At 34.7% G+C, this 13688-nt stretch carries 16 protein-coding genes; 15 read left to right on the top strand and 1 reads right to left on the bottom strand.

Translation table 11 applies throughout. The annotated features are described in order from the left end of the window. Positions 1-22: 22 nt before the first annotated feature. From RBB48_RS15870 to RBB48_RS15925, 12 genes are all read left to right on the top strand, one after another. Positions 23-1084 carry a YpbB family protein gene (locus RBB48_RS15870; protein WP_088062686.1) on the top strand — a complete coding sequence of 354 codons (1062 nt, stop codon included), beginning with the start codon at positions 23-25 and terminating at the stop codon, positions 1082-1084. Beyond that, complete coding sequence (locus RBB48_RS15875) at positions 1074-2603, top strand: RecQ family ATP-dependent DNA helicase (RefSeq protein WP_088608748.1); 1530 nt, start codon at positions 1074-1076, stop codon at positions 2601-2603. The genes RBB48_RS15870 and RBB48_RS15875 overlap by 11 nt, the downstream gene beginning before the upstream one ends. After that, entirely contained in the window at positions 2603-3166 is a 564-nt protein-coding gene (locus RBB48_RS15880) for a CPBP family intramembrane glutamic endopeptidase (RefSeq protein ID WP_001025770.1), read from the top strand. The genes RBB48_RS15875 and RBB48_RS15880 overlap by 1 nt, the downstream gene beginning before the upstream one ends. 22 nt (positions 3167-3188) lie before the next feature. Continuing rightward, a complete protein-coding gene (locus tag RBB48_RS15885) occupies positions 3189-3668 on the top strand; it encodes a LysM peptidoglycan-binding domain-containing protein (protein WP_001231546.1) in 480 nt (159 codons plus the stop codon). Between the two features lie 58 nt (positions 3669-3726). Further along, positions 3727-4509 (top strand): metallophosphoesterase, encoded by a 783-nt coding sequence (locus RBB48_RS15890; RefSeq protein WP_088062688.1) that lies wholly within the window; start codon positions 3727-3729, stop codon positions 4507-4509. Continuing rightward, positions 4509-5384, top strand: a complete 876-nt coding sequence (locus RBB48_RS15895) for a MerR family transcriptional regulator (RefSeq protein WP_142291699.1) — start codon at positions 4509-4511, stop codon at positions 5382-5384. Before RBB48_RS15890 ends, RBB48_RS15895 begins: the two co-directional genes overlap by 1 nt. A gap of 77 nt (positions 5385-5461) precedes the next feature. Next, on the top strand, positions 5462-6070 hold the full coding sequence (locus RBB48_RS15900; protein ID WP_001235391.1) for a genetic competence negative regulator: 609 nt from the start codon (positions 5462-5464) through the stop codon (positions 6068-6070). Positions 6071-6421: 351 nt separating this feature from the next. Beyond that, entirely contained in the window at positions 6422-7708 is a 1287-nt protein-coding gene (gene gudB, locus RBB48_RS15905) for an NAD-specific glutamate dehydrogenase (protein ID WP_000225171.1), read from the top strand. A 78-nt stretch (positions 7709-7786) separates the two neighbouring features. Continuing rightward, a complete protein-coding gene (locus tag RBB48_RS15910; RefSeq protein ID WP_000426773.1) occupies positions 7787-7996 on the top strand; it encodes a hypothetical protein in 210 nt (69 codons plus the stop codon). Positions 7997-8089: 93 nt separating this feature from the next. Beyond that, positions 8090-8326: a DUF3961 domain-containing protein gene (locus RBB48_RS15915; protein WP_098670533.1), complete on the top strand. Its 237-nt coding sequence runs from the start codon at positions 8090-8092 to the stop codon at positions 8324-8326. A 79-nt stretch (positions 8327-8405) separates the two neighbouring features. Next, positions 8406-8936, top strand: a complete 531-nt coding sequence (locus tag RBB48_RS15920; RefSeq protein WP_001240648.1) for a peptidoglycan recognition protein family protein — start codon at positions 8406-8408, stop codon at positions 8934-8936. Positions 8937-9045: 109 nt separating this feature from the next. After that, positions 9046-10026: a YpdA family putative bacillithiol disulfide reductase gene (locus RBB48_RS15925; protein ID WP_088608749.1), complete on the top strand. Its 981-nt coding sequence runs from the start codon at positions 9046-9048 to the stop codon at positions 10024-10026. Between the two features lie 36 nt (positions 10027-10062). Here the strand turns inward: RBB48_RS15925 and ansA are convergent, their stop codons facing one another. Next, positions 10063-11037 (bottom strand): asparaginase, encoded by a 975-nt coding sequence (gene ansA / locus RBB48_RS15930; protein ID WP_087985537.1) that lies wholly within the window; start codon positions 11035-11037, stop codon positions 10063-10065. Between the two features lie 180 nt (positions 11038-11217). Between ansA and RBB48_RS15935 the strand changes: the two genes are divergently transcribed. The 3 genes from RBB48_RS15935 to rpsA all read left to right on the top strand — a co-directional run bounded on the left by RBB48_RS15935 (position 11218) and on the right by rpsA (position 13680). Continuing rightward, positions 11218-11391, top strand: coding sequence for a YpfB family protein (locus tag RBB48_RS15935; RefSeq protein ID WP_000738047.1), 174 nt, complete (start codon positions 11218-11220; stop codon positions 11389-11391). A gap of 128 nt (positions 11392-11519) precedes the next feature. After that, positions 11520-12197: a (d)CMP kinase gene (cmk, locus tag RBB48_RS15940; protein ID WP_000361262.1), complete on the top strand. Its 678-nt coding sequence runs from the start codon at positions 11520-11522 to the stop codon at positions 12195-12197. A 334-nt stretch (positions 12198-12531) separates the two neighbouring features. Further along, entirely contained in the window at positions 12532-13680 is a 1149-nt protein-coding gene (gene rpsA, locus RBB48_RS15945; RefSeq protein WP_306007844.1) for a 30S ribosomal protein S1, read from the top strand. Positions 13681-13688: the final 8 nt, after the last annotated feature.

A 13688-nucleotide genomic window follows, 5' to 3' on the forward strand; every position in this document is an offset into this window, starting at 1 on the left:
AGATTGAAAGGTGGAAGCGGTAATGCAACTACAATATACTTTATTGTATTGTTTAAAACAATTGAATGGTGAAAGGACCGTTTCTTCTATTTATTATTTATTAAAAGGAAAACGATCTTCGCAAACGTTACAAGATGGAAACATGTTCCGAATTTCATTTTTGTTTGGAATATATAAATCGTTAAATAGAACAGACTATGATCGTGAAGTTGCAAAGTTGTTGCAAGCAGATTTGATTCGAGAAATACATGAAAATACATATTTGTTAACATCTAAAGGTAAAATGCAGTTACATACATGGGAGGAAGTGTATGCTTTTCCCGCGCATTTACATAGTTTACACTATGGTGAATTAGGTGAAACATTTTGGAAACGTTTATCATTAATTATTCAAACTATATCTAATTTACAACAGAATAATACGAAATTTATTCCCATTCAACAAGATACAGAAATAATGATGTGGGTAAAACGCTTTTTAACAGGTATACCATATAGGCGAAGTGAATTGGCTAAAAGATTATGGAAAGAAATACATAATCTTTTAGGAAAAGGTGATGTAGTAGAAGCGACGATTGTAACATATAGATTAACAGGATATGAACGTATCGGTTGTACATTGCAGCAATTAGCGGAAATTACGAAACAAGATATATTCCGGGTGTATTTTTTATTTTGGGGTACGATTCACTTCTTTATACAAGAAGTTCACGATAAAGAAAATGAATTTCCGCTATTGGCTGAGATTATCTCTTATCCAAATGAGAGAGCTGAATTATTTAGTTTATCAACGAAAAAAACATATAATTTTTGGAGACAAGGACGCTCTTTAGATGAAATAGCGACAATTAGAAATTTAAAGGTTGCAACGATAGAAGATCATTTTGTTGAAATTGCTTTGCGGGAAAAAGAGTTTTCAATCGAGATGTTTATGGAAAAAGACAAAATAGATAAAGTAACAAAAGTAATTGAGGCATTACAAACACGTAAGTTGCGTGAGTTGAAACAAGCGGTTGGAGAGGGTATCTCTTATTTTGAAGTTCGTCTTGTATTGGCGCGGATGGAGGGTATAAATGAAGCTTGAGGAATATTTATATAGATGGTTTGGATATTCTGAATTTCGTACAGGGCAAAAAGGGGTAATTACAGATTTATTAGAAGGAAAAGATGTTATAGCAATGCTCCCGACTGGAAGAGGGAAGTCTATGTGCTATCAACTTCCAGGGCTAATGCAAGAAGGAACCGTGCTTGTTGTATCACCATTATTATCTTTGATGGAAGATCAAGTTACACAATTAAAGTATGTTGTGAAAAACCGAGTAATAGCACTTAATAGTTTTCGGACATTACATGAAAAAAGAGAAGCGATGAAAAAATTAGCTTCATATAAATTTATTTTTGTTTCACCAGAGATGTTGCAGTCGGAAGTGTTAATAAGAGAATTGAAGAAAGTTCATATTTCATTATTTGTTGTGGATGAGGCTCATTGTATTTCACAATGGGGTTATGATTTTAGGCCAGACTATAAAAAACTAAATGTAGTCATTGAAAATATCGGGTCTCCTACGGTGCTAGCATTAACGGCAACAGCGACAAAAGATGTACTCCGAGATATAGCAGAGAGTTTAGATTTGAAGAAAGTGACGCAGCATGTATACTCTATTGATCGTCCAAATATTGCGATGGAAGTACAATTTGTGGAGACGATAGAAGAGAAGAAAGAAGCGCTTTTGAACCAGGTGATGTATTTACAAGGGCCAGGGATTGTATATTGTTCAAGCAGAGCGTGGACAGAACGTTTAACGGAGTATTTAAGAGGAAAAGGCGTGACTGGTGTCGCTTTTTATCATGGTGGTATGGAACATGAAGAGCGTATGTTAATTCAACAGCAGTTTATGAATGACCAGTTGCAGCTTGTAATATGTACAAGTGCTTTTGGTATGGGAGTAAATAAGTCGAATACGAGCTATATTATTCATTTTCATTATCCGACTAATATAGCTTCCTATTTACAAGAAATCGGAAGAGCTGGAAGAGATGGTGAACCGAGTATAGCTATCTTACTATGTAGTCCGTTAGATCACGATTTACCAATTTCAATAATTGAAGATGAATTGCCAAGTCAGTCGCAAATACAATTTTTATTCTCTTTACTACAAGAAAGAATGTTTCAAACGAAAGAATTACCAATAGAAGAGGTAGAAGAAATTTGTTATAATGCAGCAAGATTTAATGAACAATATTGGCGTTTCATCCGCTATCATCTTGAACAGCTTGGAATCATACAACAGCGAAAATTAAAATTAGAGAGCTTGTCAGATGAAATTATGAACAGATTAATAGTTGAAGTAGAAATAAGGCTACGTAATAAATATAGTGAGCTAGAAAACATGAAATCGTGGATACAAGTGAAAGAATGTAGGCGTGAATATTTGTTACAACAGTTCGGTTATAGAAAAGAGAACGAGTTGAAAAATTGCTGTGACTATTGTGGTATTACAAAAATAGATTATAAAAAAAGACAAGCGCAACAATCGGATTTCGACTATAATTGGGAAACAGAGTTACAAAAGCTTTTCGGTCTAGAAAAGATGGGGGAATGATGAACATTCAAAGGCATAATATTGAAGATATGAGTCCGAAAGAAATAAGGCTGAATCTGTATATCACACAGTTCATTATTATCGGTATCGGTTGTTTACTAGCATATGTATTATTCCGAGATATAAAATCGGTGTATAGTCTGTGGAAGTGGGAACCGGTGTCTATACTTATAATAGGTGGCTTGTTGGCGATTGGTATTGTGTTATTAGATTATGTTGCAATGCGAGTATTTCCAGAGTCTTGGTTTGATGATGGTGGTATTAACGATAAGATGTTTCAAGGAATGTCAGTTATGCACCTACTCGTTATTACGTTCATTATCGGCTTTGCAGAAGAATTTTTATTTAGAGGTGTAGTGCAGACGCACTTTGGAATTGTAATAGCGAGTTTAGTATTTGCAGTGTTACATATTCGGTATATAACAAAGCCATTTTTGTTTTGTTTCGTCTGTTTCATTAGTTTTGTCTTTGGTTATGTGTTTGAATGGACAGGAAATTTATTTATAACAATCTTTGCACACTTTCTTGTTGATTTTATAATGGGACTCCAATTAAGAAAATAAATGGAAGGTGGTGGTGAACAACATGAGAAAACGAATTCCTGATTTCGAAGAGGAATTAGAAGTTGAGCGAGTGGAAGAAAAAGAAAGTTTACCGCCGCGTAGTGAAATTCATAGAAATAAAGAGAAAAAAGAAAAGTTTAAAATGAATCATATTTTCGTCCGAGTTTTAACATTTCTATTCATATTACTACCAATTAGTATCTTATGGTATACAGATAAATATATTCAGGTGAAAAGTGATGGTAATAACGCTGGGAAAAGTGCGTTTGAGGTCATTTTCTTTGATTCAGCTAAATCTGAGTCTGAGGCAACATCTGAGAAAGTAGTAACGCATACGGTAAAAGAAGGAGAAACTTTAGAAAGTATAGCGAAGCAATATTTTTCAGATGAAACTGGGATTGAAGTGATTAAAAAGTATAATGATTTACAAGAAGATGAAGTGAATGTAGGTCAAGAAATAAAAATTCCGATAAAAGATAAGTCCGCAAAACAGGATAGCTAGTAGCATACCTACTATAAAAACTGAGGATTATCTTTATGCGGAAGGGAGTGAAAAATATATGATATGGATTATCTTATTAAGTGCTCTCATATGTATTGGTATTATATTTCTTCTTGTAATGGTAATGTATACAGAAGCGATGCGTAATACTGTGTTAGAACATACTTTACTTTTTGAAGAATTTCCGAAAAGTTTTCAAAAAGTAAAGGTGTTTTTTATTTCTGATATTCATAGAAGGGTCATTTCAAGTTCATTAATTGAACAAGTAAAAGGAAAAGTAGACCTTGTAATTATTGGCGGTGATTTAGCGGAAAGAGGCGTCCCTTTATCGAAAATTTCTGCAAATATACAAAAGTTAAGAGCGATAGCTCCTGTATATTTTGTGTGGGGAAATAATGATTATGAGATTGAATATCATGAATTAGATGCTTTGTTATTAGAAAATAATGTGAAAGTTTTAGATAATACAAGAGTGGTATTTGAGTCTGAACTAGGAGAAAAAATTTGTTTGCTCGGTGTAGATGATGTTGGTTTGAAGCGTGATCGTTTAGATTTAGCTTTGGCTGATTGCAAAGAAGATGGTTTTCGCATATTAATTAGCCATAACCCTGATATAATAAATAAAATGTCTGGAAAAGAACAAATTTCACTTGTGTTAAGTGGACATACACATGGAGGACAGATTCGATTATTCCCATCTAAAAAATATTTAAAAGGTGGCGTATATAAGCATTCAAATATGACTCTTTTTGTTAGTAATGGGTATGGAACAACGTTGATTCCACTTCGCTTCCGAGCACCTGCTCAAACACATATTATTACGTTATGCGGAGGGAAATGATGCCAACTCTAAACGGGAAATATAACATAAAAGCTGTTTCGAATATAATTGGAATTCAGCCGAGTACGCTTCGTGCATGGGAAAGACGATATCAAATTATTGCCCCGAAGCGGAATCATGCGGGGCATCGATTATATACAGAAGAGCATATTCAAATTTTGAAATGGTTAATGGACAAGGTTTCTTCCGGCATGATGATTGGACAAGCAGTTCAATTATTAGAAGGGAATCGTTTGCAGAGTAATGTTCAAAAAGAAATACATTACGATAGAGAAGTTGTTTTAGTGGACGATTTACTGCAAGCTTTGTTAAAATTTGATGAAATTACAACTTCTGCATTGTTAAACGAGGCTTTCAGTATTTATGCAACAGAAAAAGTCATAGCAAGTATTGTTCTTCAAGTGTCAAATAAATTGTTAACGTTAAAAAATAATAATGAAGTTACAATGGTGCAATTCCAATATGTCGTATCATTTTTACAAACTCGTCTAGGAATGGTGTATCATAATGCATCATCATTTTCTTCTATACACAAAGTTGTCGTGTTAGAAAATAATATGTTGAAAGGGTTTGTTTTCTCAACGTATTTACGCTTAAAAGGATATGAGGTGATATATATTAGGTCAAGCTTAGCGGAAGATGGTATTTTGTTAGCTGTTGAGCAAATACAACCTACATATGTAGTAGTCTCTTTTGATGAGGAACGAGAACTTAAGAACGCGATAAAGGACATGAATTTGTTGCAAGAAAAAAGTGAGAAACTTTCTGTTGGGTTTATAGGAGAAATAGGTGCTCGAGATCAGTTGAACATTCAAACATGCCTAATTGGTGATACGAAAGAAGAATGGGATGATTGGTTAAAAATGTTAGAATAGTTGTTCGAAAAGAACCATCTATTTTCTATTTCATATAATAAAAATTATATTCATTGGTTACGTAGGGAGGGTATGAGATGAGGCTGGAACGATTAAATTACAATAAGATAAAAATTTTCTTAACATTTGATGATTTATCTGAACGAGGATTAACGAAAGAAGATTTGTGGAGAAATGCACCGAAAGTACAGCAATTATTTCGTGATATGATGCAAGAAGCAAATAAGGAACTAGGGTTTGAAGCGGATGGTCCAATTGCAGTTGAAGTATTTTCTCTACAAGCGCAAGGAATGGTCGTAATTGTAACGAAAGAACATCAAGATGTGGATACAGATGATGAGTTCCGTGACGAGTTTATTGAAATGCAAGTGACTCTAGATGAAAGCGAGCATATACTTTATGAGTTTGCTACACTAGATGACGTAATTAACCTGTCGAATCGTTTATATAACCTTGATGTAACTGGCGGAAAACTATATACGTGGGATGGGCGTTTCTATCTTTGGATGGAAGAAGAGGAGCAGGTTCAATTACTGAAGGCAGATTTTATAGCTATTTTAGCGGAATATGGTAATCCGTCTACAGCAACTATTTATCGTCTAATGGAGTATGGTAAAGAATTAATGGCTTCTCAAGCAATTGAACAAATACACAATTACTTTGTGAAAAAACAAAACCTTAGCTAATATAACAAAGCTAAGGTTTTGTTTTTTATTTGGAGAAACCTAAAATGTTGGTCTGAAAATGTCAAAACAATTAATGGTATAGCGGGAATCATAAATATTTGGGCGCTCTTTACTATACTTAAAAATATCTTCTTAAGTTGTTATATATAAGTAAAATAAAAAACATTTAAATATTTAAGTATTTTACTTTTCTAAAAGCAATAAAAGGACTATAATGATAGTGAAAACGCTTGCAACAGGAAATAGTTTGTATATATTTGTTAGCGTTTTCTATTGCATTCCAAATTTAACGGTGTATACTAGGCAATGAAGGTTTACTAAACAAGTGAAATTACAGGGGGTTTACTTACTATGGTAGCCGAAAAGGGAACTCAAACAAAAACACAACAACAAAGGGAACAACATTTTGAACTATTGAATTCGACACAAATTGTTATTAGTGAAGCATTAGAAAAATTGGGTTATCCAAACGAAGTATATGAATTATTAAAAGAACCAATTCGTATGATGACAGTGAAAATACCAGTTCGTATGGATGACGGGACTGTTAAAATATTTACAGGATATCGTGCACAACATAATGATGCTGTTGGTCCAACGAAAGGTGGAATTCGCTTCCATCCGAATGTAACAGAAAATGAAGTGAAAGCACTTTCAATCTGGATGAGTTTAAAATGTGGTATTGTTGATTTACCATACGGTGGAGGTAAAGGTGGAATTATCTGTGACCCACGTGAAATGTCATTCCGTGAGTTAGAAAGATTAAGCCGCGGTTATGTACGAGCAATTAGCCAAATCGTAGGACCGACGAAAGATATTCCAGCTCCAGATGTATTCACAAACTCTCAAATCATGGCATGGATGATGGATGAATATAGCCGTATTGATGAATTTAATTCACCAGGATTTATTACAGGTAAGCCACTTGTATTAGGTGGATCACATGGACGTGAAACAGCAACGGCGAAAGGTGTAACAATTTGTATTCGCGAAGCTGCAAAAAAACGCGACATTGATATTAAAGGTGCACGCGTTGTTGTTCAAGGATTCGGTAATGCTGGTAGCTTCTTAGCTAAATTTATGCATGATGCAGGCGCGAAAGTTATTGCAATCTCGGATGCTTACGGTGCATTGCATGATCCAAACGGATTAGATATTGATTATTTATTAGACCGTCGTGATAGCTTCGGTACAGTAACAAAACTATTTAATAATACAATTTCAAACAAAGAATTGTTAGAACTTGATTGCGACATTTTAGTTCCAGCTGCAATTGAGAACCAAATTACAGAAGAAAATGCTAATAATATTAAAGCAAAAATCGTTGTTGAAGCTGCAAATGGTCCAACAACATTAGAAGCAACTAAAATTTTAACAGATCGCGGAATTTTACTTGTTCCAGACGTATTAGCAAGTGCTGGCGGTGTAACAGTATCTTACTTTGAGTGGGTACAAAATAACCAAGGTTACTACTGGACTGAAGAAGAAGTAGAACAACGTTTAGAAAAAGTAATGGTAAGATCATTTGATTCTATTTATGAAACAGCACAAGTTCGTAAAGTGAACATGCGCTTAGCTGCGTATATGGTCGGTGTTCGTAAAATGGCTGAAGCAAGTCGCTTCAGAGGTTGGGTATAATATTATATCGTGAGAAAACGTGATTCCTTTCGAGGGAATCACGTTTTTTTGTTGAAGTATTAGTGTGAGGTGTTGTATATGGAAAATGAAATGATGGAACGAGTAGAACAATTAGAAGAAAAGGTTAAGAGGTTAGAGGGAGAACTCTCAAGAACGATGAAAGCCCGAAAAACAAGTAACGTTCGGATGTTCGGAGAAGGACTACTGTTTTTAATATTTGGTGCAGTTGTAGTAGGGCCGATTATCGCTTTTGTAATCTCAATTCTTACTTGGATTGTTGAAAAATAAAATAAAAACAAAAAAGAACGCTTGTTCTACACGAACAAACGTGCTATACTTTCCTTAGATAAACAAAACGGAAATGATTTTAAGGAGAGATAAATGATGAAAATGACAGTAGACCAAAGATTTATGATGCCAGCAGATGTTGTAGAACGAGTGGAAGTATTAAGAAACAAACAAAGTAAGCGCGGCACATTATTACAATCTGTAAATAAATTTTTCGGTTTAGATACGAAAGAAGATTGTATTTGGTTTTACGGTTTTTATGGAGTTGCTGTAAGTATTTTATTATTTATGGTGTTCACATCAAATATTTTCGATTTTCTCTTCGCGTAAGAAATATGCGATAAGGACATTGCTACCGAATACATATATAAAGAAGTAAGGTAATCTTCTGAAGCGGGAGTTGGTAGTAATGGCGATGTTTCCTATAGAGCGTAACTATATTGGGTATGGAAGTTCACGACCGGGAATTCCTCTTTCTAAAGTAAGGTTTATTGTAAGTCATGATACGGGGAACCCTGGTAGCAATGCGATAGGGAATCGGGATTATTTTAATGAAATACAACCGAAAGCTTCGGCACATACATTTATAGATGATAAAACAATATTGGAAATTGTTCCTATAAATGAAGTTGCCTATCACGTTCGATATGGTGTGCCGACAGATAATGACTTATATGGTTATGATGCTAATAAGGCTGCCATTGGAGTGGAACTTTGTTATGGCGGTGATGTTAACTTTTGGGAAGCATATACCCGTTTTACGTGGTATCATGCGTATTTATGTCAAAACTTCGGCTTGAATCCGAAGAAAGATATCGTATCACATAAAACACTTGACCCAGCTAGAAAGATTGATCCTGAAAATGTATTAGGGAAACAAGGTATTAAATTTCAGCAGTTTTTAGCAGATGTCTATCGGATGTACGTTTCGTTTAGATGACAAATATATGAAAAATGAATACAATAAAGATAGGTGCCTACTGCTGTAAGTAGGTTTTTTCTTGTTTTTATAAATAGCGTATTGGTAGAAGACTAGGAGTGAGCTGAGTATGCAGAAAGAAACAGCTATCATAATTGGAGGCGGTCCGTGCGGATTAGCAGCAGCAATTTCGTTGCAAAAGGTAGGGATAAATCCGTTAGTAATTGAAAAAGGAAACATTGTAAATGCGATTTATAATTATCCAACTCATCAAACATTTTTCTCTTCTAGTGAAAAATTAGAAATTGGTGATGTAGCTTTTATTACAGAAAATCGTAAGCCAGTTCGAAATCAAGCGCTTGCGTATTATCGTGAAGTAGTAAAGCGTAAATCTGTACGTGTAAATGCTTTTGAGCGAGTGGAAAAAGTACAAAAAGATGGAGAAGTTTTTCATGTTGAGACAACAAAGCGTGACGGAAGTACAGAAATATATATAGCGAAATATGTTGTTGTAGCAACTGGATATTATGACAATCCAAATTATATGAATGTTCCCGGCGAGGAACTGAAGAAAGTAGCTCACTATTTTAAAGAGGGACATCCTTATTTTGATCGAGATGTAGTAGTTATAGGTGGGAAAAACTCGAGTATAGATGCCGCGTTAGAACTTGTTAAAACCGGTGCGCGTGTAACGGTTTTATATCGCGGAAGTGAGTATTCACCAAGCATTAAGCCGTGGATTTTGCCGGAGTTTGAGGCGTTAGTACGAAGCGGCACAATTCAAATGCATTTCAGGGCTCACGTGAAAGAAATTACTGAACATACATTAACGTTTACAGTCGATGATGAGGCATATACAATCCAAAATGATTTTGTATTTGCGATGACTGGTTACCATCCTGATCATAGTTTCTTAACGAAGATGGGTGTTCGGATTGATGTAGAAACAGGACGTCCGATTTATGCAGAGGATACAATGGAAACGAACGCTGAAAATATTTTCATTGCAGGTGTAATTGCTGCTGGAAATAATGCGAATGAAATATTTATTGAGAACGGTCGATTTCATGGGGATGCGATTGCGCAAACCATTGCGTCAAGGGAAATATAAAAAGAAGCTGTCGAAATAAACTTCGACAGCTTCTTTTTAATTGTGCATAAACATATTTTGGATTGTTTCATGAGAATTTGTATTCTCTAATGCAACTAATAATTTAATACGTGCTTTTTGAGCATTTAAACCGTATGTGAATACAATACCCATATCTTTTAATTGTTTGCCGCCACCTTCATATGAATATACATCTTGCACGATGCCATTGAAACAGCGAGAAACTAATACGACAGGGATTCCTTTGTCGATTAATCGTTCTAGACTAGGAAGTGTTCTTGGAGGTAAATTACCTTGTCCAAGTGCTTCAATAACAATCCCGTCTACTGGAAGGTTTTCAATTGCTGCTAACAATGTATCGTCCATACCAGCGTATGCTTTTAGAACAACTACGTTTTTAGAAACCTTATTTACTGAATATGTTTCATGGTGTACTAAAGCGTGATGGAATACAACGCCGCGCTTTGTTACCATACCGATTGGTCCATACTGTGGACTCTGGAATGTTGCCACGTTACTTGTATGTGTTTTCGTTACATTTGTAGCGCAATGGATTTCGTCGTTTAATACGACTAAAACACCTTTTTCAGCAGCTTCACTACAGCTAGCTACTTTTACAGCCGATAAGAAGTTATATAGACCATCAGCACCTAATTCATTACTAGAACGCATTGCACCTGTTACAACGATTGGAATAGTTGCTTGCACTGTTAAATCTAAGAAATAGGCTGTTTCTTCTAATGTATCCGTACCATGCGTAATGACTACGCCATGAATGTTGTCTTGTTTTACTTTTTCATCAATGATGACTTGTAATTGTAACATTTCGCTCGGTGTCATATGAGGAGATGGTAGATGGAACACGTCTTCAACGATTAAATCAACATCGCCTTCTAAATCAGGAATAAATTTTAAAAGAGGATTTTTTTCACCTGGTTGTACGACCCCAGTTTCTTTATCTTCCTCCATTGCAATTGTTCCACCTGTGTGTAAAACTAGGATTCTTTTCAATGCTTATACCCCTTTCAAGTTGAAAAATACATTTAGAACATAACATGTTTTGAGTAAATTCGACAATGGAAATGTATAAAAGTATGCCTCGGAAATGACAATAAAGTTAGCTGATATATATACGATGTATAAAATCACGAAACGAAATGTGTAAATGTAGGATAGGAGGGAGCAATTACATTGAAAAAGATGGAGAAAATTTTTATTCGTATATTAGTAATACAATTCATTTGTCTTTCTGTTGTGCAATTGTTATTTATACATAAGTCATCAGTGAAATATTTATCTAAAATTGTTTATTATGAAGGTGTCATGGTAAAAAACAAAGCAGAAATCTTACAGGTGAATAGGTAGTTTTCATTTTCTTCTATGAAGGATTATGCTACAATAATTGAGGATTTAATGACGTGAAGCAAATGAGAAGAAGCAGGAGAATACCTGCTTTTCGTTTTGTTTTATAAGTGAAAAAATGAGGTGTTACAATGGATAAACGAATTTCAATTGCTATAGATGGTCCAGCAGCTGCTGGAAAAAGTACGGTTGCAAAAGTTGTGGCAAAGAAACTTTCTTACGTTTATATTGATACAGGCGCAATGTACCGCACGATTACATATGCAGCCCTTGAACAAAAAGTGGACATTGAAAATGAAGAGAAGTTAATGGAAGTTGTAAAGAATGTAAATATTGAGTTTCAGCAAGGAGAAAATACACAACTTGTATTTTTAAATGGACAAGATGTTTCTGAAGTAATTCGTACACCTGAGGTGACGAATCGAGTATCTATTGTGGCGAAACATCGCCTTGTTCGTGAAGAAATGGTGCGTCGTCAACAAGAGTTAGCGGAAAAAGGCGGCGTTGTAATGGATGGCCGTGATATTGGTACACATGTGTTACCAGATGCTGAAGTGAAGATCTTTATGCTTGCTTCTGTTGAAGAAAGAGCAGAAAGAAGACATTTAGAAAATATAAATAAAGGTTTCGATTCTAATTTAGAGCAGTTAAAAAAAGAAATTGCTCAGCGTGATAAATTAGATTCAGAACGCGAGGTTTCTCCTCTAAAGAAAGCTGATGATGCATTGGAATTAGATACAACTTCTTTATCAATTGAAGAAGTTGTCCAAAAAATTATGAGTATTGTTTCAGGAGTGTTTGCAAAATAAAGAAAGGGGATAACCTCTTTCTTTTTTTGTTTATATAGAAATGTAAAGGATGCGTGAATTGTGAGTCTCTTTCCTTGACAAATGCTCGGATTTGTAAGAAGTTAGTAAAAGAAGGATAAAACTTTCAGAATATATTCGCTATTATATTTCAAAACATACTTTCTTCAAGATGATTTTGCTGTATACTATTTATATAGGTTTAATATATTTTCTAGTGAAATGTATGAAAACTGAGTATGTGATGATAAATTCTTAAACATGCAAATGAAAACATATGTTTTCATTTCGTATATACATAAAAAATGCTTTGTCAATTCTGTAGGGAGGTATTTCCATGGTAGAGAAAATGAATGAAGAAGTTATGGATTCAAAAGAATTACAAGTTGGTGACGTTGTTACAGGTTCTGTAACGAAAGTTGAAGAGAAACAAGTGCTTGTAAATGTTGGATACAAAACAGATGGCGTAATTCCAATTAGTGAATTAGCTAACGTTCATATTGAAAAAGCAAGCGATGTTGTAGAATTAGATCAAATACTAGAATTGAAAATTATTAAATTAGAAGAAGATGATCTTGTCTTATCTAAACGTGCTGTTGATGCAGAAAAATCATGGGTAGAATTACAAGAGAAATTTACTTCTGGTCATGTGTTTGATGTTACTGTAAAAGATATCGTGAATGGTGGATTAGTTGTGGACCTTGGTGTTCGTGGTTTTATCCCAGCTTCACTTGTAGAAGTACATTATGTAGAAGATTTTACTGACTATAAAGGCAAAACATTAGCCGTGAAAATTGTTGAATTAGACCGCGAAAAAAATCGTGTAATCCTTTCGCATAAAGCAGTAGTAGAATTAGAACTAGATTCTAAGAAAAAAGAAGCGATTTCTTCATTAAAAGAAGGAGACGTTGTTGAAGGAACAGTGCAACGATTAACGGATTTTGGTGCTTTCGTTAACGTTGGTGGTGTGGACGGTTTAGTTCATATTTCACAAATTTCACACGAACGTGTAGAGCAACCTTCTGAAGTATTAGAGCAAGGTCAAAAGGTAAAGGTAAAGGTATTATCTGTTGATGCTGATACACAACGTATTTCTTTATCAATTAAAGCAGCTCAGCCAGGACCTTGGGAGAATGTTGCTGGCGAAATAAAAGCTGGAGATATTCGTGAGGGAGTAGTAAAACGTCTTGTTACATTCGGTGCATTCGTTGAAATTTTACCTGGCGTTGAAGGTCTTGTGCATGTATCTCAAATTGCAAATCGTCACGTGAAAAATCCAAATGAAGTATTGGAAATGGGACAAGAAGTAAAAGTGAAAGTGCTTGAAGTCCATGTTGCAGAGAAACGTATTTCTTTAAGTATAAAAGAAACGCTTGAGGAAAATAATGTAATTGAGGATTACAGTCAGTATGAACCAAATGCTGATTCTGCTACTTTCCAATTAAGTGATATTATTGGTGAACAACTGAAAAAATTAAAGAAATAAAGAGGGGT

Source organism: Bacillus sp. MMSF_3353 (genome assembly GCF_030733445.1).
GTDB classification, from domain to species: Bacteria; Bacillota; Bacilli; order Bacillales; family Bacillaceae_G; genus Bacillus_A; species Bacillus_A wiedmannii.